The following is a 22178-nucleotide window of genomic DNA, read 5'->3' as shown; positions in this document are numbered from 1 at the left end:
GCGGCTCAGTGAACACGGGACTGCGCCCGGCAGGGCAGAATTGTGACTATGTACCTGCTGCTTGCCGCCCACGCTGACGGCGCAGCCCTCCAGGAACTCACCGCGGACGGTGCCCCGCACCCGGACAAACCCGAACCGCGGGTCGTCAGCGCAGCCGGCTTGGCCGGCGTCGTGCGTGAACTGGAACAGCGGCGGCCACGCTGGATCTGGCACCGTACACAGAACTGGTACCCCGTTCTGCTGGCGGCCGGCGTCGAACTGGAACGTTGCTACGACCTCGCGTTGTGCGGTGCGATCCTGGCGCATTCGGAGTTCACCGCCCACACCGGGTATGCGCAGAACGCCGAAAAGTTGACCCAGGACGATGAGCTGGAGCTGCCGCGGGCGCTCCAGCCGCCGCCCCCGCCAGCCGACCAAGGTGCCTTGTTCGATGACCCCGGCGTGCATAATAAGCCGCGCCATAGCCTCGAGGAACTCCGCGCCGAATACGCTGCCCAGCAGCACGCGCTGGCCCAATTAGGCGGGACCGGCGTTGAACGCCCCGCCGACCACCGCAAGCAGCGCCTCCAGCTGTTGCTCGCCGCCGAGTCCGCCGGCGCCTTGATCGCGGCGGAAATGCAGCACACCGGAGTGCCGTGGCGTGCGGAACTGCACGAGCAAATCCTGGCGGACTATCTCGGCCCCCGGCCCCCGCTGGGCCACCGCCCGGCCAAGCTGGAGTCGCTCGCCGTAGAGTTGCGGCTGCTGCTGAATTCCCCGTCGCTCAATCCGGATTCCCCGCAGGAACTTATGCGGGCGCTGCACCGGAACGGCATCGAGGTGAAGACCACCAGGCAGTGGGAACTGCAGGAATTGACGCACCCGGCGATCGAGCCGCTGCTGGCGTTCAAGAAACTCTCCCGCCTGCACGCCGCCAACGGCTGGACTTGGCTGGATGCCTGGGTCAAGAACGGCCGGTTCCAGCCGGAGTACGTCGTAGGCGCGGTGGTCTCCGGCCGATGGGCTTCGCGCGGCGGCGGCGCGCTGCAGATTCCGCGCCAGATCCGGGGAGCCGTCCATGCCGATCCCGGGTGCAAACTGATCGTCGCCGACGCCTCCCAGCTTGAACCCAGGGTGCTCGTTGCGCTGGCACAGGATGCCAGGATGGCCGAGGCCGCGCGCGATAAGGACCTGTATGCCGGCATCGCTGCGCAGGGTTTCGGCGGCGACCGCGCCAAAGCCAAAGTGGCGTTGCTTGGCGCAATCTACGGGGCCACTACCGGTGAGTCCGGGCGCCTGATGCCGCAGCTGACCCGCACCTATCCGCGGGCCGTCGGCTTTGTGGAGCAGGCCGCCCGCGAAGGTGAAGCCGGCAGGACTGTCACCTCCCGTCTGGGCCGCAGCAGCCCGCCACCCTCTGAGCGCTGGCGGCAAAGCCAGCATTCGACCAGCGCCGAGGAGCAGCGCCGGGCCGAATCGATCGCCCGCTCACGCGGAAGGTTCACCCGCAATTTTGTCGTGCAGGGCTCCGCGGCGGACTGGGCTGCCTGCTGGCTGGCAGAACTGCGACGCCGGCTCCGCGCCATGCGCGCGGACGGTGGCCCCGCCGGGGAACTGGTCTTCTTTTTGCACGACGAGGTGATGGTCCACTGCCCCGATGCCGCGGTAGCCGACTGCATCCGCGCTATCGAAGAGGCTGCGAACACCGCCAAGGAACTGCTCTTCGGCCGGATACCCGTCGAATTCCCGGTGAGCGTCGCGGTTGTGGACTCGTACGACAACGCCAAATAGTCCGCCCGGGTCACCCTGCGTAAAGTACCCGCCGGTAGCGTTGTGGGGCACTCGGGGACGCGGCTACCCTCGGAGGAGGCCGGTAACCGATCGGACAATCCGCCGGCCGTGCGATGGAGCATATTTTTGGGGAGGCGCCACCTTGGCTGGAATTTTTGAGATCGCCGAGGCGAGCGGGAAGAAGTATTTCTTCAAGCTGACGGCCCCGGACGGAACGGTGGTCGCTGTGTCACCGCTGTTCAACACCGTCAAGAGCGCCGCCGCGGGCATCACCGCTGTGCGGGAGAACGCCGCGACCGGGCTGATCGTCGACAGGTCCCGGGCCAGCAGGCGCGGCCCGGCGACCGAAGCGGAAGAACTGCCTCAGCCGTAAAGCCTGCTCCACGCATCGACGCTGAGCAGGCTGTCGCTGTCCCAGGGGACCGCCCACCCCAGCTGATCGAAGAGCTGGTTGAGGATCATTCCGGTGAAGCCCCAAACCACAACATCGTTGACTGTGAAGGCAGGACTCTGGAAGGTTTGCCCGGCCCGGGACACGGTGGCCATCACGCGGTTGTCCGGATCCAGCAGGTCCCTGACCGGAACCCGGAATACCTGGGCGGACTCGCCGTAGTCCACCACCCGAACTGGCGACTGGGAAGCCCACCAGCCCAAGACCGGCGTCACCAGGAAATTACCGCGGGGAAGGGCAAGTTCGGGCATCACGCCGAGGACTTCGACGCCGGCCGGATCCAGTCCTGTTTCTTCCTCGGCTTCCCGCAGTGCGGCCGCGGTGACGGACTCGCCGGGGTCAATACCGCCGCCGGGGAAAGCGACCTGCCCCGGATGGTCATCCAGGGTCTGGGCACGCTGCAGCAGGAGCACATCCAGATCCGCCGGGGCCAGGAGTTTGACCGAGGTGGCCGGGACTTCGTCCAGCGAGCCAAAAAGCATCAGCACGGCCGCGCGGCGTACCCGATCGCCGGGGCCGACAACGAGTTCCTGCCAGCGCGGATCGGGCGGCAGCGCCGTCCCTGCCGCCACAGCGGCCACCAGATCAATCAGGTCCTGGCGGGCGGTCACAGCGGTTTCCTCTGGGATTCCATCCGGATTTCCGCGGCGCGGTGCGTCTCGGCCAGGAGCTTGGCGAGCAGCTCCTCCTGGCCAGGGGCCAGCTCGTACTTCAGCAGCTTCCGGGCTTTCTCGGGGTCGGTTTCCCCCATGCCATAGCTGGGACACCAGTTCGCGGCAGCACAGGCGCCGCACGCCGGTTTTCGGGAATGGCACACCCGCCGGCCGTGGAACACGACCCGGTGCGAGAGCATCGTCCAGTCGCGGGGCTCGAACAATTCCGCAACATCGGACTCGATCCGTACCGGGTCATCGGACTCGGTCCAGCCGAAACGCCTGGCGAGACGGCCAAAGTGCGTGTCCACGGTGATCCCCGGGATACCAAAGGCGTTACCCAGCACCACGTTCGCGGTCTTCCGCCCGACGCCGGGGAGCGTCACCAGGTCCGCGAGCCGGCCGGGCACCACACCGTCGTACTCATCCACGAGCCGGGTGGCCAGCGCCATCAGGTTCCGGGACTTCGCACGGAAGAACCCGGTGGGTTTGACGATGGCCTCCAGCTCGGCCGGGTCCGCCTCTGCCAGGCTCCGCGCGTCCGGGTAACGGGCGAACAACAGGGGCGTGATCTGGTTGACCGTGACATCCGTGGTCTGAGCGGACAGCACCGTGGCCACGACCAGTTCAAACGGATTGCGGAAGTCGAGTTCGGCGTGGGCGTAGGGGTACTGTTCGGCCAGCGCCTTGTTGATCCGCCGGGCGCGGCGCTTCAACGCCAGCAGCGATTCCCCCGCCGCGCGCGGGCGTGCGCTGGTGGTACGGGAGATCTTGGCGGGGGCACCGTTGCCCGGCACGACGCCGCCGGCGTAACGGTTGCTGGGCTCAGTGGCCACGGGGCTGGCTAACCGCGTTCGATGTTGCTCAGGTCGCGGAGCAGACCGACCCGGCCGTCGGTGTGCTGGACCAGGAATTCGTCGCCCCGGTCCTCCAGGGCGAGGACCCAGCCGCCTGGTTCAATCACAAAAGCTGCTGCGCCGCTGTGCTCGTCCACTGCAGTACGCGGCTGGGCAACGGCAAACCAGAATGCTTCATGGACAGGCTGGTCTCCGTAGGCCTCGGGGCGGCTGTCCGGGTCGACTGTGGCTCCGATTGGCTCCGCCTGGCGCACCTGCGGGTTCACTGTGGTGGGCATGCTGGCGCTGGATGCTGCGGGGACCTCCGCGGGACGGGTTTCCTCAGCCGCGGCCGGCGCGCTGGCCGGCGCGCTGGTCTGCGCGCTGGTCTGCGCGTCCGCGGCTTGCGCTTCCGGGGCCTGGGCCCCGGCGGCGGCGGAAGTTGCGGCCGGGGGCACAGCGCCGGGGGCTTGGGTCTGCGCCGTGGCCGACGGTGCCGCCGCCACGACAGCAGCGACCTGGGTTGCCGGGGAACCGGCATGCGGGGCGTTCATCGCAGACTGCACGGGTGCCTCCTGAGCCGAGGCCGGCGCCGCGGCCGGCTCAGGGGCGGCAGACTGCCCGCCGGAGGTCATCCGCTTCGCCCAGCCGGCAACAGCGCCGGCGCCGCTGGCTTTTGGCGTCGTCTCATCCGTGGCTTGCCCGGGGGCCATGGGCTCCTTGGGTGCCCGGGGCTTGCGGAAGGGGACCGCTGACTCGCGGGCCACTACGTGGGCTGGCACTTCTGCCCGGCCCAGGAAATCTCCGGCCAAGACCGGAAGCAGCCGGCCCAGCACTGTGGCCACGAAAAGCCCGAGGGCGCCCACGAGGGCCAGCAGCATGGTGGGGACGTAGTCGCCAGCGACGGCGAGGAAGAAGAACGCGACAGCAAAAGATGCCACCACGGAACCGAACTGGTCGACCGAAAGGGAGCCGATCCGGATCTTCGACTCCGGGCTGAGCCGGCGCGCCGCGAACAGGGCGGCAACAGTCACCGGCAGCAGGATTCCGAGCCCCAGGAAAAACAGGCTGCCAAGGTTCCACAGGTTGTAGCGGTCCGCAAACATGGGGATCAGGGAGGCAACAAAGAGAACCAGTGTCGAGCCGAAAACAGTGAGATCACGGACTGTGAACGGTCCGAGGACCGCCGCGTTTTTCTTGCCCGCCACTTTCCCGTTTGCCTTGTCCACGGTGAATCGGGGTGCTTCGCCGTAGCCGCCGGAGCGGTCACCGCCACCGTTGCCCTGGCCTTGGGCGGGCGGCTTTTGCTGGCTGTTTGTTTGCTCGTTCATTCGGTTCTCCTTAGCGTGGCGGCGCCCTGGACAGCGCCGCCTAACGGCAGGCCGAGCACGGACCGCAAGCGGTCCCGTCGCCTCCATCGGATGTCACAACTTCATCTCAGCCTAGTCAAGTGTCCGGCCGATCACTAGCTGACGAGCCGCGGACGGGGCTTCGGAACCGGGCTCGGAAGCCCCGTCCCAACGGTCGCCTTCCCCGCCATTCGGCGCTTAACAAACACCGCTCACGGTTCAGCGTGTGACGCGGCACACGTCCGGAGCGGCGCAGGCGTTAGGGTGTATTTCGGAACAGCTCTCTGCGGCACGTCCGTGACCAGCCGCCACCCGACGTCGTGTATGCGGCCCGGCAGTGCGGCGGAACGGCGGAGCCGCGCAGCAAGGATCGATGAATGATGAGGTTCACCATGTCCCAGCAGACCCCCGGCTCCACGACGACGCAAGTACCGCAAGGCGATGCCTTCGAAAACCTGTCCCAGGAGAACCGTAAGTTCGCCCCCTCCGCCGAATTTGCCGCGCATGCCGTGGTGACCGCCGCTGACTACGCCGAGGCCGACGCCGACCGGCCCGCGTTCTGGGCGAAGCAGGCCCGCGAGCTGCTGACCTGGTCCAAGGACTTCACCCAGGCCCTGGACTGGAGCACACCGCCGTTCGCCAAGTGGTTCGTCGGCGGCGAGATCAACGCGGCCTATAACGCGCTGGACCGTCACGTTGAAAACGGCCACGGCGACCGGGTAGCGATCTACTTCGAAGGCGAACCCGGCGATACCCGCACCTACACCTACGCCCAGCTCACCGAGGAGGTCAAGAAGGCCGCCAACGCCTTCGAATCCCTCGGCGTCGCCAAGGGTGACCGCGTCGCGGTGTACCTGCCGATGATTCCCGAGGCCGTCATTACGCTGCTGGCCTGTGCCCGGATCGGTGCCATCCACTCGGTGGTGTTCGGCGGCTTCTCCGCTGAGGCGCTCCGGTCCAGGATTGACGACGCCGAAGCCAAACTGGTCGTCACAGCGGACGGCACCTACCGCCGCGGCAAGCCCAGCGCCCTCAAACCCGCCGTCGACGAAGCCCTCTCCCACGAAGGATCCGGCGACGGCCACACGGTGCAAAACGTCATAGTCGTCAAGCGCAACGGCCAGGACGTCGATTGGCATGAGGGCCGGGACCACTGGTGGGACGACACGGTCGGGACAGCCTCCGCCGAGCACACCGCCGTCGGGCACGATTCCGAGCACCCGCTGTTTATCCTTTACACCTCTGGCACCACCGGCAAGCCCAAGGGCATCCTGCACACCACCGGCGGCTACCTCGCCCAGGGAGCCTACACCCACAAAGCCGTCTTCGACCTCAAACCCGACACCGACGTGTACTGGTGCACCGCCGACGTCGGCTGGATCACCGGGCACTCCTACGTCGCCTACGCCCCGCTCATTAACGGCGCCACCCAGGTCATCTACGAAGGCACCCCGGACTCCCCGCACCAGGGCCGCTGGTGGGAGATCGTGGAGAAGTACAAGGTCTCCATCCTTTACACCGCCCCCACCGCCATCCGGACCTTCATGAAGTGGGGCAAGGAGATCCCGGCCAAGTCGGACCTGTCCTCGATCCGCGTCCTGGGCTCCGTCGGTGAACCCATCAACCCCGAAGCGTGGATGTGGTACCGCGAGGTCATCGGTGCCAACGCCGGCAAGAACGGTGAGCGCAAGGAAAACCCGGCGCCGATCGTGGACACCTGGTGGCAGACCGAAACCGGCGCGCAGATGATCGCACCGCTGCCGGGGGTGACAGCGACCAAGCCCGGCTCCGCCCAGGTCCCGCTGCCCGGCATCGCCGTGGACGTCGTGGACGAGGCCGGCGAGTCCGTGCCCAACGGCTCCGGCGGCTACCTCGTGATCCGCGAGCCGTGGCCGGCCATGCTGCGCGGCATCTGGGGCGACCCGGAGCGCTTCAAGGAAACGTACTGGTCGCGTTTTGAGACGATGTACTTCGCCGGCGACGGGGCCAAGAAAGACGAGGACGGCGACATCTGGCTGCTGGGCCGGGTCGATGACGTGATGAACATTTCCGGCCACCGCCTCTCCACCGCCGAGATCGAATCGGCGCTGGTCAGCCACCCTGCGGTGGCGGAGGCCGCCGTCGTGGGTGCAGCGGACGAGACCACCGGCCAGTCGGTCGTCGCTTTCGTGATCCTGCGCGGCGACGCCGTGGACACCGGGGACGCGATAGTGCAGGAACTCCGGAACCACGTCAGCAAGGAGATCGGGCCAATCGCCAAACCCAAGACCATCCTGGTGGTACCGGAACTGCCCAAGACCCGATCCGGGAAGATCATGCGCCGCCTGCTCAAGGACGTCGCGGAAGGCCGCGAAGTCGGCGACGCCACCACCCTGGCTGACAACACCGTGATGGCCCAGATCGCGCAGTCACTAAGAAAGTGAGCAAGCCTCCGGCGGGGGCTGCGCGGTGCCGGAACGTGCAGCGATGACGGATTCGTGTGATGTGTTGGTGGTGGGCGCCGGCCTCGCCGGGTTGCAGTGCGCCCGCGAATTGGAAGCCGCCGGGCGCGGGGTACTGGTCTGGGAAGCCGCCGATGACGTCGGCGGCAGAATCCGGACGGACCGGATCGACGGGTTCCTCGTTGACCGTGGCTTTCAGGTACTGAATCCCGCCTACCCGGCGGTCCGGCGCTGGGTCGATGTCGAGGCGCTGGGCCTTCAGGCCTTCGGTGCCGGCATCCGCGTCCGCCGGCAGGACTCATTGTCGGTCCTGGCCCACCCGGTGCGCGAGCCCCGCCTGCTCCTCCAGACCCTGCGCAGCGGCCTCCTTGGCCCCCGCTCCGTCGCGGGACTGCTGCGGTGGGCGGCGCCGGCATTTTCCGGTCCCCGGCGGCGGGGCAAGGATGTTGCGCTGCGGGAAGCCCTGGACCGGGCCGGATGCTCCGGCGGCCTGCGCACGGTGGTGGACAAATTCCTTGCCGGCGTGCTGCTGGAGGACGAGGGCAGCACCTCCAACGACTTTGCCCTGGAACTGTTGCGGGTCTTTGCTGCGGGGGTGCCGGGACTGCCGCGGGACGGTATGCAAGCGCTCCCGCGGCAGTTGGCAGCCGCCCTGAGCGTCCCGGTACGGACCTCGACCCGGGTGGAGTCGATCACGCCGGACGGGAAAGGAACCCTGGTCACCGCCGCGGATTCGGCCATCCGGGCCCGCCACGTTGTTCTTGCCACCGATCCTGTGGACGCCGCCAGGTTGGCGGGGAGCCCTGCGCCAACCATGAAAGGTGTGCTCACGCACTGGTTTGCCGCCGACTCGGCACCCAGCGACGTGAACATGCTATGCGTTGACGGCCGCGGCAACCCCGGCGGCCCGCTGGTCAACGCGGCCGTCATTTCAAACTCGGCGCCGAGCTACGCACCCGCCGGTCGGCATCTGATCCAGACATCAGCACTGTTCGGCCCGGGCCGCCCGGTTCCGGCTGACGACGACGTCCGCCGCCATGCCGGCGAGATTTTCGGCTCCGCCACGGCCGGCTGGGAGCTCGTGGCAAGGCACGAGGTCCCCCGCGCCCTGCCGCTGCAACCACCGCCGCTGCGGTCCCCGGGGCCGGTGGAAGACCTGGCCGGGCCGATCATCTGCGGTGACTACCGGGACGCGGCATCCATCAACGGCGCGCTCGTCAGCGGCCGCCGCGCCGCGTTATCGGTCCTCGGACGGCCTAGGTGACGTTGGCCGTATCGCGCCGGGTCGCAGCGTCACCGGACGTGGTGTGGTCGCTGCTCACGGACATCAGGCAGTGGCCGGAGTGGGGACCGTCAGTCAGAGCCGTCGAGCCTGCCCCGGCCGGGTCAGCTTCCACGGCACTTGGGCTCGGCAGCCGCGGAAAGGTTCGAACCGTCCTGGGTCCGGCGCTGCCGTACACCGTGACAGCTTTTGAGGCCGGACGGTCCTGGTCGTGGTCCGTTGCGGGGATTCCGGCCACCGGGCACCGGGTCATCCCGCAGGACGGCGGCTCCCTCATCACTTTCACCGTCCCCTGGTGGGCAGCTGCCTACCTCCCGGTCTGCGCCCTGGCCCTGCGGCGGATAGAGCGGCTCGCCGCAACCCCACTGACCCGGGGCGCCGCCGACCCGCAACCCCACTGACCCGGGGCGCCGCCGACCCGCAACCCCACTGACCCGGGGCGCCGCCGGACTGTCCGCGTTTGGGTACTTCGCGGGCAACATCAGCGTTCTGCACGGTACAACGCGATAGATTGGCAGGCATGAGCGAAGCCACCACCGACGGCGCCGGCCGCGGCACCATCCTGGTCCTTAACGGGCCCAACCTGAACCTGCTCGGCACCCGCGAGCCCGAGAAATACGGCACGGCAACCCTGGCCGACGTCGAGCAGCTCGCCAAGGACGCCGGCGCGGCGCACGGCCTGGTCGTCGAGTGCTTCCAGTCCAACCATGAGGGTGCACTCGTGGATGCCATCCACGCCGCCCGCGGCAAGGCAGTCGGCATTGTCATCAACGCCGGCGCCTACACCCACACCTCCGTGGCGATCCGGGACGCCATCTCCGCCGTGCAGCTGCCCGCCGTCGAGGTCCACATCACGAACGTCCACGCACGCGAGGAATTCCGGCACCACTCGTACCTCTCGGGCATCAGCGCAGCCGTGATCGCCGGCGCCGGGATATTGGGCTACCGGTTCGCCGTCGAGTACCTCGCCGGGCTGCGGGCCGGCCGGAACTGAGCATGGCCGCCGTCGGCACCGCCGGCCGGGAACCGGATCCTGCGGAGTCCCCCACCGGGGAGTGGTACCGGCACTTCGGCACCGTGGACGCGCCCGGCAATTCCGAGTGCTACGCCGAATGGTCTGTGGGCATCGCTGCGGACCCGGAGCTGATTCGGCGGATCGATCAGTGGCCGTACAACAAGCGCCAGCCGCTGCTGATGCTGGCCGCGGCCCGGTTCCTCGGCGCCCGGATCAGCCCCTACCCGGAATTCCGGGCATTCCTGGACGCCCGCTGGGGTGACGTTTCGCGGACAGTGCTCAGCCGCGCAACCCAAACCAATGAGGCCGGGCGTTGCGCCACTTTGCTCCCTTCCCTGGCGCAGGCCGCCGCGTCCGGCAACGGGCGCCCGCTCGCGCTGATCGAAGTCGGCGCCTCAGCCGGGCTCGCACTTTATCCGGACCGCTACGGTTACGCGTTCGACGCCGGCGCCAGCGTCGTGCGGCTGTCCCCGGCGGGCGCCACGCCCGGTAGCTACCCCGTTCTGGGATGCACCGTCACCGGGCCGGCGCCGCTTCCGGCGGACCTGCCGCAAGTCGTGTGGCGGGCGGGGATCGACCTTAATCCCCTGGACGTCAGGAATCCCGGGGACGTCGCGTGGCTGGAGGCGCTGATCTGGCCCGAGCAGGACTTCCGCCGTGAGCGCCTGCGCCGGGCGATCGCCATCGCGCGCTCCGCCCCGCCCCTCCTGGTCTCCGGGGACCTCAACGACCAGCTCCTCGCCCTCGCGGCGCGGGCGCCGTCGGACGCCACACTTGTGGTCTTCCACAGCGCGGTGATGGCCTACCTTGATGCGGAATCCCGCGACCGGTTCCGGGCCACCATGTCCCGGCTCACCGCCGAACGCGGCTGCCACTGGCTCTCCAACGAGGGCCACACCGTCATCGTCCAGGCGGATGGTTCCAGCGTGGTCCCGGAGATGGACGAGGCCCGGCTCCGCGGCCGGTTCCTGCTGCTGCACAATGGTGCACCGGTGGCGATCACCGGACCGCACGGCCAAAGCCTCGACTGGCTCTAGCGCACTATTTCTGGATGCACTGGCCCGGCGAGACGGCACTGCCGAGACCTGGAGCTTGGGCGGCAACCGGTCCCAGATCGGACATTGTGATGGCGTAACCGAGCGAGGTATCCCCCGTGGCCTTGGCAAAAATCACCCCGGCGACCCGGCCGTCGGTGGTCAGCAGCGGGCCTCCCGAGTTGCCCGGCTGGACATCCCCGGCGAGCCGGTAGACGTCTTCCGGTACGGGGTTGTTGCCGTAGATGTCCGGGACCAGCACCGTCGTAATGTCCTGTACGGTGGCGGGTTTGGACTGGAACGGACCGCCGTGGGGGTACCCGGCAAACGCGGCCGGGCTGCCGGCGGGCAGTTCAGCGCCGAGGGGCAGCACGGCCGACCGCAGTCCGTCCACGGCCACCACGGCGAGGTCGTGCCGGCTGTCGAAGTACACCACACGGCCGGGCAACGCTCCGCCGCCGGGGATCTCAACGACCGGTTCCGGTACGCCGGCCACCACATGGGCATTCGTCACCACCCGGCCGGGCGAGACCACAAAGCCCGTTCCGGTCTGGTTTTGTCCGCACTGGTAGGCAGTCCCCGTGATCTTCAGCACGGAGGCCGCCGCGTTGTTCAGGGCCGGAGTATCGGTGCTGGCATCCGGGACAGCTACCGGCTGGCCTTGGCCTATTCCCTCGAAAAGAGTCGGAATGCCCTCGCCGATCACAGCGGAGCGGAGCTGGGCCATCGAAGTCTTTACCGGCACGGGGGTCACGCCGTCGATGAAGCGGATCACCTTGGACTCGGCCAGCGGCTGGGAAACAAAGGGAACACCGAGCGCACCGATGCTGAAGGCCAGCATCGACATCACAAGGGCGGCGACCACCACATTAACGCCGCCGCCGGCCAACCGGTCGACGGAGCGCAGCGGGCTGATCCGCACGATGCTGCGGATCCGGCGGCCGATTGCGGTGCCCAGCCCGTGGCCCAGGACCATCAGCAGCACCGCGGTGGCGATGATCGCCGTGAGGCGCCAGCCGCTGTCCGCCACCAGACCGCTGACGATCGGGACAGACACAAACGCCGCCACGGCGCCCGCAGCAAATCCGGCGATGCCGCCGACAGTGACGAGGAAACCGCTGCGCAGGCCGTGGAACAGGTAGGACAGCAGCGTCAGGATCAATACGAGGTCCAAGATGGTCAAGCCGAACACCGACGCTCCTTACAGGCAGGTAAGCCCCAATTCTACCGGTGGGGGCTGACAGTTTACCGACCACCTGTCGGACCTTTGGCGGGCTCCGGGTTTCCTCCGGCCGGATATTTGGCGCGTCTCAGTGCCAACTACGTCACAGACGCGCCAAAATTCTGAAAGAATAGCGGAAGCGCCCCAGCCGACACACCTAGTCAGGAGATTTTATGGATATCGAGGTATTGCGCCGCGCCCCCCTTTTCGCCACGCTCGACGACGAGGCGTTCCGTCTGCTGACGGACGAACTCACCGAGGTGGACCTCTCACGCGGAGCTTCGGTATTCCGGGAAGGCGACCAGGGCGACCAGCTCTACTTCATCGTCTCCGGCAAGGTTAAGCTCGGACGCACGTCCCCGGACGGCCGGGAGTCACTGCTCGCGATCCTCGGCCCGGGCGAGCTCTTCGGCGAAATGGCACTGTTCGATCCGAGCCCGCGTACCGCCACAGCCACGGCCGTCTCGGAAACGCGGCTGGCAGGGCTGAAAAACGAGAGCCTCAACGCCCTCCTTCGCACCCGCCCGGAGGTTTCGGCCCAGCTGCTGCAGGCCCTGGCCCGACGCCTTCGCCGCACTAACGATTCCCTCTCCGACCTGGTCTTCTCTGACGTTCCGGGCCGCGTCGCCAAGGCGTTGCTGGACCTCGCTGACCGCTTTGGCCGCCCCGCGACCGACGGCGTCCTGGTGGCCCACGAACTCACCCAGGAAGAGCTCGCGCAGCTGGTCGGCGCGTCCCGCGAAACGGTCAACAAGGCCCTCGCGGAATTCGTCCAGCGCGGCTGGCTGCGGCTGGAAGCCCGCGCCGTTGTGATCCTCGACATGCAGCGCCTCCGCCAGCGTTCCCGTTAGGCCTGTTTGGCAACACACCGAAGGCCGGCCCGTAACAACGGAGCCGGCCTTCGGCGGTTAAGGGGGCACGGCCATCTGCGCGGCGGGAGATGCCCATTCCCGGCCGCACCCGCGGGACATGCCCATCCCTGGCGGCCAAGACTGCGCACAACACCACCATGCCCAACGGTCCGAGCTGGCGCAGGACATGTCCAGTGGCCCGGCCGCGTGTCCGCTGAGCATGTCCAGTGGCAGCACCGGGTTGATGTGGGGCGGTGCGTCAGCGTTCGCGCTGGGGTTCGCCGACGACGGTTTTGGCCGCCTCGACCTCGAGCATTAGCCGGCCGTCTTCATCGATCAGTTTCGGCTGGTAGACGTGGGCCTTGCGTTTGTAGCTCAGGTACGCGATGCAGCCGTTCGCGGCAGCCATCTTCTCCAGCATGATCTCCGAGCCGGGCACCAGAAGCTGGCCGAGCGTCCGCCCCGCTGTGTTCTCCTGCCCAACCTCATCGCCGAGTGCCGGGGTGTTCCGTCCGTCAACGACCTTCCGGACGCAGACCCACCGGCCCCAGACACCCTTGCTCGCCAGCAACGACGGCTGCTGGTTCACCGGCACAGTGGCCGCAAAGTAGCGGGTGTTGAACCGGCGGTGGGCGAAGTCCGGACTCAGCCAGTTCACCAGCGGCCTCAACAGGTCCGTCCGCACGGAGAGCCCCCGTTTGGCGAGCACCTCGGTGAAGGATTTCTCCTGCTCCGCCACCGCCACGCGCGCCCGCATCCATTCTGCCGTGGACGTCGCCTCCACCGTGCTGGAGAGGTCGGTCCCGGCCAGCAGGATGCCGGTTTCCTCGAACAGTTCGCGGATGGCGCCCACCACGTGGCGGCGCGCCAGTCCGACGTCGGCTGTCCCCATAAAGTCTGCCCAATACTGCGGTGAGGGGCCAAGCCATCCGACGGCGTCGTGGTCGGAAGCCTCCAACGAACCGCCCGGGAAAGCGAGGACACCCAACGGCGACGAGCCGGGACGGTAACCCAGCCAGGTCTCCAGCCCGGTGGGCGAATCACGCAGCAGCACCACCGAGGACGCAAAGCGCGGCGCACGGGGGGTCCGCTCGCCGTGTTCAATCCAGCTGCGGGCGGCCCCCTCAAGATCGGGGGGAAGGGCAAAGAGGCGTCGGGCTAACTGAGGCAAGGGAACTGACCTCTACGCGAATTCAGCGATCAGTTCGACTTCTACCGGCGAGTCGAGCGGAAGGACGGCAACGCCGACGGCGGACCTTGCATGCTGGCCGGCGTCGCCGAGGACCTTGCCGAGGAGTTCGGATGCGCCGTTGATAACGCCGGGCTGGCCCGTAAAGGACGGGTCGGAGGCTACGAAGCCGACAACTTTGACAATCCGGGTGATGCGGTCAAGGTCGCCGATGACGCTTTTGACGGCGGCGAGTGCGTTGACTGCACACACGGCGGCATACTGCTTGGCAGCTTCCGGGGAAACCGTGGCCTCGTCCGAGGCGCCTTCGGCACCGGAGGACACCTTGCCGGTCTCCTCCAGTTTGCCGCCGATAAACGGCAACTGGCCGGAGGTGTAGACGTGGTTGCCCGAGATCACCGCAGGAACGTAGGCCGCCACCGGGGCGGCCACGTCAGGCAGGGTCAGCCCGAGCTCGGCAAGGCGCTGCTCGACGGCGGACGGCGCGCCGGTGACGGCGGTGCTGTGGGCCTGCGTTCCGGAGACCGCCGGTGCGCCCGGAGCGGCGGATGGTGTGGTGCTCATGGCTACTGCTTCTCCCGCTTCAGGTACGCAACCAGGCCGTTGCCCTCGGGGCCCGGGACTACCTGGACAAGTTCCCAGCCGTCGTCACCCCACTGGTCCAGAATCTGCTTCGTGGCGTGGATAATGAGCGGAATCGTGGCGTACTCCCATTTGGTCATGAGCTAAAGCCTAGTCCTTGCCGGTAAAGTGGAAAACATGGCGACTGGTAAGAACCCTCTATTTGACACGGCCACCACCCTCGGAAAGATCCTTCTTTTCCTGGGCGTGAGCGCCGTTTGCGGTGTCCTGGTGGCGGGACTGCTAGTCCCCGCGGCCGCCGTTACCGGCAGTTCGGCCAGCGGATCGATCAAGTTCTTCGAGACCCTGCCGGCCGAACTGCAGGTGGACCCGCCCAGCCAGTCGACGACGATCCTGGCCTCCGACGGCAGTGTGATCGCCAGCCTCTTCGCGGAAAACCGCACCAAAGTTTCCCTCGACCAGATGTCGCCGTTCGTCAAGGACGCAGTCATCGCCATCGAGGACAGCCGTTTCTACGAGCACGGCGGCGTGGACACCACCGGCATCATGCGCGCCCTCGTCAGCACCGCGCGCGGCAACAAGCAGGGCGCGTCGACCATCACGCAGCAGTACGTCAACAACGTCATCAACTCCTCCCTCGAGGCCGAGGGCAAGGGCGACCAAGTCCTCCTCAACGGCGTGAACAAGGGCGTCGGTGACAAACTGCGGGAAATGAAGCTCGCCATCGCCCTGGAGAAGAAGCTCACTAAGGAGCAGATCCTCGAGGGCTACCTCAACATCGTCTTCTTCAACCGGGATGCTTACGGAATCGAAGCCGCTTCGAAGTTCTTCTTCAGCACCACCGCCAAGGACCTCAGCCTCCCGCAGGCTGCGCTGCTGGCCGGCCTGGTTAACAGTCCGTCGTTCTACGATCCGATTACCAACCCGGAGAACGCTAAGGTCCGCCGCGACCTGGTGCTCAAGGCGATGCTCACGCAAGGCAAGATCCAGCAGGCGGCCTACGACAGCGCCGTCGCCACTCCGGTGGAAACGAAGGTTACGCCGGCGCGCCAGGGCTGTGCCTATTCGGCGACCGCCCCATATTTCTGCGACTACGTGCTGCACCTGCTGCTCAACAACCCGGCCTACGGCGCCGACGCCGATGCCCGGGTCCGGAAGGTCTTCCGCGGCGGCCTGACCATTAAGACGACGCTTGACCCCAACGCCCAGGCCGTGGCCCAGGCCCAGGTTGAAGGCTCCGCCGGGGCGAACCCGGATAAATGGGGCGCCTCCCTTGTCTCCGTGCAGCCCGGTTCCGGCAAGATCATCTCCATGGCCCAGAACACCCAGTTCCTGGAGGCCGAAGGCAAATTCAACAACGTGATCAATTTCAACGTTGACATGAAGGACGCCAAGGGCAACGACCTCGGCGGACTGGGCGGCTTCCAGCCCGGTTCCACGATGAAGCCGTTCACCTTCGCCGAATGGCTCGACGAGGGCCGGTCCATGAACACAGTCCTCAACGGCGCCGTGCGCAGGTACCCGTTGAACTACAGGTGGCGGAACACCTGCCCCGCACCGGTGGACGGGGCCTACAACACGGCGGAAAAGGGACTCGGCGCGGCCGATGACCTGCAGAACGCCGAAGAGGGCTACTACAAGAACATGACAGTCGTTGACGGCCTGGCGAACTCCATCAACACGATGACCTTCGCAACCGCGGCACAGGTGGACCTCTGCGGGATCCAAAAGATCGTCGACGCCGTCGGCATCCACGCCGGCCAGACCAACGAGCCGGTGCCCATGACGACCTTGTCCAACCTGATCGGCGCCACCCAGACCTCGCCGCTGACCATGGCCAGCGCGTTCGCGACCTTCGCCAACGACGGCAAGTACTGCGAGCCGATCGCCATTGAGTCGGTAACTGACGCGACCGGTGCAGCCATGCCGGCACAGGCCCCCAGCTGCCGCGACGCGATCAAACCGGAAGTCGCCCGCGGCGTGAGCTACGCGCTGCAGGAAGTCCTCAACCGCGGCTCCGGCTCGCTGATCCAGCCCCGGATCTCCACCCGGACCAGCTTCCCGATCGCGGCCAAGACCGGCACCAACGACCCCAACAACTCCACCTGGGTGGTCGGCTACACCTCCGGCCTGGCGACGGCATCGTGGTTCGGAGACGCACTCGGCGGCCAGGACCGGCCGGGACGCAACCTCACGTTCAACGGCAAGTTTTACCAGGCAATCGACGGGTATATGATTGCGGGTCCGCAGTTCTCGAACTACATGACCCAGGTGGCCCCGGCCTACGGCACCAACCCGTTCACGGCGCCGCCGTCGAACATGGTGACCGGCCCGGCACCGGCGCCCCGGCCGAGCACACAGTCGACGCCGGCACCGTCTGCCCCCGCTCCTGCCCCGGCTCCGTCCACACCGGCTGCGGCCCCCGCCCCGTCGGCGCCCGCTGAGCAGCCGGGCAACGCTGCCGCGCCCAAGCCGTGACGGCCCAAAACCAGTTAACCGGCCGCGCCCGACGCATCGGACGCGGCCTGGCCGTGTCCGCCGCGACCGGAGCCGCCACCGGCGCCGTCGCCGCCGGGTACGGGCTCTGGGAAAAGAACCAGTTTGTTGTGCGCGAAGAGACCCTGCCGATCCTCCCGGCCGGGTACGGTCCCATCCGTGTGCTGCACCTGAGCGATATCCACTTTGTCCCCGGACAGCACCGCAAGGCAGCGTGGCTGTCCTCGCTGGCCGGCCTGGAACCGGACCTGGTGGTGAACACCGGCGACAACCTCAGCCACGTCAACGCGGTGGACCCGCTTTTGGACTCGCTGCGTCCGCTGCTGAAGTTTCCCGGAGTCTTCGTCCCGGGGTCCAATGATTACTTCGCCCCGCGGCTGAAGAACCCGGCGTCGTATTTCCTGGGACCCTCCTCGAGCCCCAAGGGGCCGACCAAACTGGATTGGCCACGGCTGCGTTCGGGCTTTGGGATGGGCGGCTGGCTGGACTTGACCAACCGCTGCCAGTCCCTGGTGGTCAAAGGCTTGCGTCTTGACTTCTCCGGCGTCGACGATCCGCACCTGGGCCTTGAACGGTACGCCGGCTGGCCCCGCGGCACTAGGGGCCAGGATGCCAAACCGCACCTCCGGGTCGCGGTCATCCACGCCCCATACCAGCGCGTCCTGGACCACTTCACCGAGGACGGCGCCGATCTCCTGCTGGCCGGGCATACCCATGGCGGCCAGATCTGCCTGCCGGGGTTCGGTGCCCTCGTCGTCAACTGCGACCTCCCGACCTGGCGCGCCAAGGGCCTGCATGACTGGAACAGCAAGGGACGCACGACGCCGGTAAACGTCTCCGGCGGTATCGGCACCTCGCGCTTTGCCCCGGTCCGGATCGCCTGCAAGCCTGAAGCCGTGTTGCTGACGCTTACTGCGCAGCCCTGAGCCCGAGCCTCCGCCGCGCAGTGGACATGCCCGCCGGCAGCCTTCCCGGCTGGACATAATGGGCATATGTCCACCCTTCGCGCGCAGGAGTGGACATGCGCCGAGGGAAGCGCGGATTGTGTCCGCTCTCCGCGCCCGGAAGTGGACATGTCCGGTGGGGCAGCGGGGTTGATGTCCACTTTCAGCAGCCACGGGTGGACATGTCCCTGACGGGCCAAGCACCGTCCGAGCATTGCGGAACGTAATTACTGGACGAAATCCTGCCCTCCGCCGGTGTCCATGTGAACCGGCTCACGCAATGGCCTAGGGTAGTTGCTACAGGAAACTACATCCAGTTGCGCCGGCCCGCTGCCGTCGCGTGTGAAGAAGTCAGGCATGGCCCAGCAGACCTCATTTTTCTCCTCCATCAGCCGCCTTTACCCCCACGTTCAGCCGATTATTCCGCGGCTGGCCCTGGGCCTGCTTTCCGCCTTGCTGGCAAGCCTGGTGGCTCTGGCCATCCCCCAGGTGCTGCGGGTGCTGATCAACCAGTCCCTCCGGCCCGGCGGGAGTGCGGACGCAGTCTGGATCGCTTCCCTCGTTATTCTGGGCCTGGGCATAGCTGAAGCCGGCCTGGTAGCCCTGCGGCGGCAATTCGTGATCAACCCGGCCACCACTGTTGAGACCCGAATGCGGGTGTCCCTCTACGACCATCTGCAGGATCTGACAGTTTCCTTCCACGAACGCTGGGGCTCCGGTCAGCTGCTCTCCCGCGCCATGACGGACCTGAACTTCCTGCGCCGTTGGATGGCCTTCGGCGCCATTATGCTCGTGGTCACCACCCTGACGGTGGTGATCGGCGTTGTGGTGATGTTCACGATGAGCTGGCAGCTGGCCCTGATTTTCCTCGCCGCCGCAGTGCCGCTTATGATCAACGGTTTCCGTTTCCGCACCCGCTTCAGCAAGGTGGCGCGCCGCAGCGCGGACCAGGCCGGCGACCTCGCCACCACTGTCGAGGAATCGGTCCACGGGATCCGGGTGCTCAAGGCATTCGGCCGCAGCCGCGAGGCGTTGGAGAATTTCAACGAGCAGGCCGAAGGCCTCCGCCAGACGGAGATAGTTAAGGCCAAGCACCTGGCTACCTTCAGCCTGGTGGTCACCCTGCTGCCCGAGCTCGCCCTCGGCGCCGGCCTCGTCGCCGGTCTTATGCTCGCCTCCACCGGCGCGCTGAGCATCGGCGCCCTGGTGGCGTTCTTCGCCACCGCTGCCGTCATCGCCACTCCGGTGGAGTTCAGCGGCTTGCTTCTGGCCATGGCCCTGACCGCCAAGACGGCCGTGGACCGGCACTTTGAGGTGATGGACTCGGTGAACACCATCACCAGTCCCGAACATCCCCGCCGCCCCGAGGCCCTGACCGGCGCCCTGCGCTTCAACAGCGCCGGGTTCGCCTATGAGGACGCCCCGGACAAACCGATCCTCCGGAACATCAATCTTGACATCAGGCCCGGCGAAACGATGGCACTGGTGGGGATCACGGGCAGCGGCAAAAGCGCCTTGCTCCAGCTGGTGCCCCGGCTGCACGACGTCACTGCCGGTTCCATCACCATCGACGGGGTCGATCTGCGCGAATTCAGCGTCGAGGAGCTACGCACGGTTGTCGCCGTCGCCTTCGAGGACACCACCTTGTTCTCCAGCTCGGTCCGTGACAACGTGATGCTCGGCGCACCGGAAAACCACACGGCCGAGCGCCGCGAGGAGGCCCTCGCGGAGGCCCTCGACGTCGCCCAGGCCCACTTCGTATACTCGCTGCCGGACGGGCTCGACACCCTGATCGGCGAGGAGGGGCTCAGCCTCTCCGGCGGCCAGCGGCAGCGGCTCGCCCTGGCCCGCGCCATCGCTGCCGGGCCAAAGGTCCTGGTCCTGGACGACCCGCTCTCTGCCCTTGACGTCAACACCGAGGAACGAGTCGAGACCCGGTTGCGCGAGGTGCTCGCCGACACCACCACCCTGATCGTGGCCCACCGGCCGTCCACCGTGGCGCTGGCGGACCGGGTGGCGCTGCTGGAGGACGGCGGGATCGCCGCCGTCGGAACCCACACCGAACTGCTCGCGGCGAACCGCCACTACCGGCATGTGATCGCCAGCCTCGACCCGGAGCCCCGGGACCTGGACTCCGATCTGGTGGACTCGGACCTGACAAGCCTCAACGAAGAGGAGGTTTCCCGATGAGCAGCACAACTTTCGGCACCGCGAACGAGGACAACGCGCACCTGTCCAGGACCGAGAGCAAGACGGTGCGCCGCCGGTCCCTGGTCCTGCTTGGTTCGCTGATCCGCCCGGTCCGACGGCGGTTCTGGCTGACCATTGCCGCCGTGGTGCTGTCCCAGGCCGCACGGGTCGCCGGGCCGGCGCTGATCGCATTCGGCATCGACGGAGCCCTGCCGGCCCTGACTGCGGGCGACAACCTTCCGCTCCTGTTCACCGGCGCAGCCTACCTCGCAGCCGCCGTTGCGACGGCGGGCCTCACCGCCGTGTACGTGACCTCGACCGCACGGCTGAGCCAGGCGATGTTGCTCGACCTCCGGGTCCGGGTCTTCCGGCACACCCAGCGGCTCAGCCTCGAATTCCACGAAAAGTACACCTCGGGGCGCATCATCGCCCGCCAGACCTCGGACCTTGAGGCGCTGCGCGAACTCCTGGATTCCGGAATCAGCTCCCTGTCCTCGGGGATCCTGTTTATGCTCTTCACCGCGGTGACGGTGTTCGCCCTCGACTGGCGCAGCGGCCTGCTGATTCTGGCCGCAGGGCTGCCGATGTTCTTGCTGGCCCGCTGGTACCAGAAACACTCTCAGATCGCATTCCGTGAATCCCGCGCCGTCTCGGCCCGCCTGATTGTCCATTTTGTCGAAACCATGACCGGAATCCGGGCGGTCAAGGCCTTTCGGAAGGAACGCGACAACGCCGCACGGTATGCCGAACTCTCCGAGGACTACCGCCAGGTCACGGTCCGGTCCATCAATCTCAGCGGCATCTTCCAGCCCGGCCTGGTGCTGATCGGCAATGTCTGCGTCGCCGTCGTCCTGCTGCTCGGCGGTTTCCGGGTGCTCGGCGGAGACCTTGCCGTCGGTGTGCTGCTGGCCCTGATCCTGTCCACTAAACGCTTCTTCCAGCCGGTGGACCAGATGGCCATGTTCTACAACTCCTTCCAGAGCGCCCAGGCGGCGCTGGAGAAGGTCTCCGGGCTGCTCGAGGAGGTCCCCACCGTCCGGCCGCCCAAAAACCCGGTGGCCCTGCACCGGGCCAAGGGCACCATCGACTTCAACGGCGCCGAGTTCCGCTACGGCACCGGGCCGCTCATCATTCCCACCCTGGATCTGCATATTCCTGCCGGCCAGACGGTGGCCCTGGTGGGCCAAACCGGTGCCGGAAAATCCACCCTTGCTAAGCTGATCGCCCGCTTCTACGACGTCTCCGCGGGCTCCCTGACGCTAGACGGCGTGGATCTGCGGGAGCTGACGACGGCGGACCTGCGGCGCAACGTCGTGATGGTCACCCAGGAGGCGTTCCTGTTCAGCGGCTCCGTGGCGGACAATATCGCCCTGGGGCGTCCCACGGCCTCCCGGGATGAGATCGAAGCCGCCGCCAGGGCGGTAGGCGCGCACGATTTCATCCTGGCGCTTCCGGAAGGCTACGACACGGACGTCAACAAACGCGGCGGCCGGGTTTCGGCCGGTCAGCGCCAACTGATCAGCTTCGCCCGGGCGTTCCTGGCCCGCCCTGCCGTGCTGATCCTGGACGAGGCCACGTCTTCGCTGGACATCCCGTCCGAACGCCTCGTGCAGGCCGGCCTCGCGGGTCTGCTGCAGGGGGCCGGGGCGGACTCCGGCCGGACCGCCCTTATCATCGCGCACCGCCTGTCCACGGTGGAAACCGCCGACCGGGTGCTGGTGGTCCAGGACGGGCGGGTAGTCGAGGACGGCACCCCGGCGGAGCTAATCGGCGGCGGCGGACGCTTTGCCCGGCTCCACGGTGCCTGGAAGGATTCGCTGGTCTAGCCCTTCGGCGCAGCGAGACCCGCGGTTCGATTTCGCATCCGGGGCCA

Annotated in this window: 19 protein-coding genes; 12 read left to right on the top strand and 7 right to left on the bottom strand. The window is 67.4% G+C overall.

Going from position 1 to position 22178, the window contains the following annotated elements; genetic code table 11:
- The first annotated feature begins 48 nt into the window (after positions 1 to 48).
- Together ABIB49_RS09660 and ABIB49_RS09655 are read left to right on the top strand one after the other, a co-directional pair.
- Positions 49 to 1770, top strand: a complete 1722-nt coding sequence (locus ABIB49_RS09660; protein ID WP_354157012.1) for a bifunctional 3'-5' exonuclease/DNA polymerase — start codon at positions 49 to 51, stop codon at positions 1768 to 1770.
- Positions 1771 to 1912: 142 nt separating this feature from the next.
- Positions 1913 to 2143, top strand: coding sequence for a YegP family protein (locus ABIB49_RS09655; RefSeq protein WP_253032009.1), 231 nt, complete (start codon positions 1913 to 1915; stop codon positions 2141 to 2143).
- Here the strand turns inward: ABIB49_RS09655 and ABIB49_RS09650 are convergent.
- From ABIB49_RS09650 to ABIB49_RS09640, 3 genes are all read right to left on the bottom strand, one after another.
- Positions 2134 to 2832 carry an NUDIX hydrolase gene (locus ABIB49_RS09650; RefSeq protein WP_282358680.1) on the bottom strand — a complete coding sequence of 233 codons (699 nt, stop codon included), beginning with the start codon at positions 2830 to 2832 and terminating at the stop codon, positions 2134 to 2136. The two genes, ABIB49_RS09655 and ABIB49_RS09650, sit on opposite strands and share 10 nt — an antisense overlap.
- Positions 2829 to 3644 (bottom strand): endonuclease III, encoded by an 816-nt coding sequence (nth, locus tag ABIB49_RS09645; protein WP_354157011.1) that lies wholly within the window; start codon positions 3642 to 3644, stop codon positions 2829 to 2831. The genes ABIB49_RS09650 and nth overlap by 4 nt, the downstream gene beginning before the upstream one ends.
- A 74-nt stretch (positions 3645 to 3718) precedes the next feature.
- The gene (locus ABIB49_RS09640; RefSeq protein WP_354156997.1) at positions 3719 to 5041 is read right to left on the bottom strand and encodes a hypothetical protein; all 1323 of its coding nucleotides are present in this window, start codon (positions 5039 to 5041) and stop codon (positions 3719 to 3721) included.
- 410 nt (positions 5042 to 5451) lie between these two features.
- On the opposite strand from ABIB49_RS09640, the gene acs reads away from it, so the two are divergent.
- The 5 genes from acs to ABIB49_RS09615 all read left to right on the top strand — a co-directional run bounded on the left by acs (position 5452) and on the right by ABIB49_RS09615 (position 10834).
- Positions 5452 to 7482 (top strand): acetate--CoA ligase, encoded by a 2031-nt coding sequence (acs, locus tag ABIB49_RS09635; protein WP_226775508.1) that lies wholly within the window; start codon positions 5452 to 5454, stop codon positions 7480 to 7482.
- A gap of 43 nt (positions 7483 to 7525) precedes the next feature.
- Positions 7526 to 8764: a protoporphyrinogen/coproporphyrinogen oxidase gene (locus ABIB49_RS09630; protein WP_354156996.1), complete on the top strand. Its 1239-nt coding sequence runs from the start codon at positions 7526 to 7528 to the stop codon at positions 8762 to 8764.
- Positions 8761 to 9183, top strand: a complete 423-nt coding sequence (locus tag ABIB49_RS09625; RefSeq protein WP_226775468.1) for an SRPBCC family protein — start codon at positions 8761 to 8763, stop codon at positions 9181 to 9183. The genes ABIB49_RS09630 and ABIB49_RS09625 overlap by 4 nt, the downstream gene beginning before the upstream one ends.
- Positions 9184 to 9302: 119 nt before the next feature.
- Positions 9303 to 9776 (top strand): type II 3-dehydroquinate dehydratase, encoded by a 474-nt coding sequence (gene aroQ, locus ABIB49_RS09620; protein WP_354156995.1) that lies wholly within the window; start codon positions 9303 to 9305, stop codon positions 9774 to 9776.
- A gap of 2 nt (positions 9777 to 9778) precedes the next feature.
- Positions 9779 to 10834 carry a DUF2332 domain-containing protein gene (locus ABIB49_RS09615; protein ID WP_282358686.1) on the top strand — a complete coding sequence of 352 codons (1056 nt, stop codon included), beginning with the start codon at positions 9779 to 9781 and terminating at the stop codon, positions 10832 to 10834.
- 4 nt (positions 10835 to 10838) lie between these two features.
- Here ABIB49_RS09615 and ABIB49_RS09610 read toward each other — a convergent pair whose 3' ends face one another.
- Entirely contained in the window at positions 10839 to 12023 is a 1185-nt protein-coding gene (locus ABIB49_RS09610; RefSeq protein ID WP_282358687.1) for a MarP family serine protease, read from the bottom strand.
- 203 nt (positions 12024 to 12226) lie between these two features.
- On the opposite strand from ABIB49_RS09610, the gene ABIB49_RS09605 reads away from it, so the two are divergent.
- On the top strand, positions 12227 to 12904 hold the full coding sequence (locus ABIB49_RS09605) for a Crp/Fnr family transcriptional regulator (RefSeq protein ID WP_011693220.1): 678 nt from the start codon (positions 12227 to 12229) through the stop codon (positions 12902 to 12904).
- A gap of 259 nt (positions 12905 to 13163) precedes the next feature.
- Here the strand turns inward: ABIB49_RS09605 and ABIB49_RS09600 are convergent, their stop codons facing one another.
- Genes ABIB49_RS09600 through sp36 form a run of 3 tightly spaced genes read right to left on the bottom strand, consistent with a single transcriptional unit; the run spans position 13164 to position 14815 of the window.
- Positions 13164 to 14075 carry an NUDIX hydrolase gene (locus ABIB49_RS09600; protein ID WP_282358705.1) on the bottom strand — a complete coding sequence of 304 codons (912 nt, stop codon included), beginning with the start codon at positions 14073 to 14075 and terminating at the stop codon, positions 13164 to 13166.
- Between the two features lie 12 nt (positions 14076 to 14087).
- Positions 14088 to 14657 carry a RidA family protein gene (locus ABIB49_RS09595; protein WP_282358706.1) on the bottom strand — a complete coding sequence of 190 codons (570 nt, stop codon included), beginning with the start codon at positions 14655 to 14657 and terminating at the stop codon, positions 14088 to 14090.
- Between the two features lie 2 nt (positions 14658 to 14659).
- The gene (sp36, locus tag ABIB49_RS09590; protein ID WP_144671455.1) at positions 14660 to 14815 is read right to left on the bottom strand and encodes a Sp36 family protein; all 156 of its coding nucleotides are present in this window, start codon (positions 14813 to 14815) and stop codon (positions 14660 to 14662) included.
- A gap of 37 nt (positions 14816 to 14852) precedes the next feature.
- Between sp36 and ABIB49_RS09585 the strand changes: the two genes are divergently transcribed.
- The 4 genes from ABIB49_RS09585 (at position 14853) to ABIB49_RS09570 (ending at position 22131) form a co-directional block, all read left to right on the top strand.
- The gene (locus tag ABIB49_RS09585) at positions 14853 to 17153 is read left to right on the top strand and encodes a transglycosylase domain-containing protein (protein WP_282358709.1); all 2301 of its coding nucleotides are present in this window, start codon (positions 14853 to 14855) and stop codon (positions 17151 to 17153) included.
- Positions 17150 to 18097 carry a metallophosphoesterase gene (locus ABIB49_RS09580; protein ID WP_226775461.1) on the top strand — a complete coding sequence of 316 codons (948 nt, stop codon included), beginning with the start codon at positions 17150 to 17152 and terminating at the stop codon, positions 18095 to 18097. The genes ABIB49_RS09585 and ABIB49_RS09580 overlap by 4 nt, the downstream gene beginning before the upstream one ends.
- A 375-nt stretch (positions 18098 to 18472) precedes the next feature.
- Positions 18473 to 20305, top strand: coding sequence for an ABC transporter ATP-binding protein (locus tag ABIB49_RS09575; RefSeq protein ID WP_226775460.1), 1833 nt, complete (start codon positions 18473 to 18475; stop codon positions 20303 to 20305).
- Positions 20302 to 22131: an ABC transporter ATP-binding protein gene (locus tag ABIB49_RS09570; RefSeq protein WP_282358712.1), complete on the top strand. Its 1830-nt coding sequence runs from the start codon at positions 20302 to 20304 to the stop codon at positions 22129 to 22131. The genes ABIB49_RS09575 and ABIB49_RS09570 overlap by 4 nt, the downstream gene beginning before the upstream one ends.
- Positions 22132 to 22178: the final 47 nt, after the last annotated feature.

This window comes from Arthrobacter sp. UYCu512 (assembly GCF_040547075.1).
Lineage (GTDB): Bacteria > Actinomycetota > Actinomycetes > Actinomycetales > Micrococcaceae > Arthrobacter.
The sequence above is the reverse complement of the archived record's forward strand: the minus strand, read 5'-3'. Positions and strand labels throughout refer to the sequence as shown.

What these genes read in the sequence shown, in the direction of transcription:
- sp36 (WP_144671455.1), bottom strand. Translation starts at nt 14,815, where the DNA reads ATGACCAAATGGGAGTACGCCACGATTCCGCTCATTATCCACGCCACG.
- ABIB49_RS09575 (WP_226775460.1), top strand. Translation starts at nt 18,473, where the DNA reads ATGGCCCAGCAGACCTCATTTTTCTCCTCCATCAGCCGCCTTTACCCC.
- acs (WP_226775508.1), top strand. Translation starts at nt 5,452, where the DNA reads ATGTCCCAGCAGACCCCCGGCTCCACGACGACGCAAGTACCGCAAGGC.
- ABIB49_RS09585 (WP_282358709.1), top strand. Translation starts at nt 14,853, where the DNA reads ATGGCGACTGGTAAGAACCCTCTATTTGACACGGCCACCACCCTCGGA.
- ABIB49_RS09630 (WP_354156996.1), top strand. Translation starts at nt 7,526, where the DNA reads ATGACGGATTCGTGTGATGTGTTGGTGGTGGGCGCCGGCCTCGCCGGG.
- ABIB49_RS09640 (WP_354156997.1), bottom strand. Translation starts at nt 5,041, where the DNA reads ATGAACGAGCAAACAAACAGCCAGCAAAAGCCGCCCGCCCAAGGCCAG.
- ABIB49_RS09615 (WP_282358686.1), top strand. Translation starts at nt 9,779, where the DNA reads ATGGCCGCCGTCGGCACCGCCGGCCGGGAACCGGATCCTGCGGAGTCC.
- ABIB49_RS09570 (WP_282358712.1), top strand. Translation starts at nt 20,302, where the DNA reads ATGAGCAGCACAACTTTCGGCACCGCGAACGAGGACAACGCGCACCTG.
- ABIB49_RS09660 (WP_354157012.1), top strand. Translation starts at nt 49, where the DNA reads ATGTACCTGCTGCTTGCCGCCCACGCTGACGGCGCAGCCCTCCAGGAA.
- ABIB49_RS09595 (WP_282358706.1), bottom strand. Translation starts at nt 14,657, where the DNA reads ATGAGCACCACACCATCCGCCGCTCCGGGCGCACCGGCGGTCTCCGGA.
- aroQ (WP_354156995.1), top strand. Translation starts at nt 9,303, where the DNA reads ATGAGCGAAGCCACCACCGACGGCGCCGGCCGCGGCACCATCCTGGTC.
- ABIB49_RS09605 (WP_011693220.1), top strand. Translation starts at nt 12,227, where the DNA reads ATGGATATCGAGGTATTGCGCCGCGCCCCCCTTTTCGCCACGCTCGAC.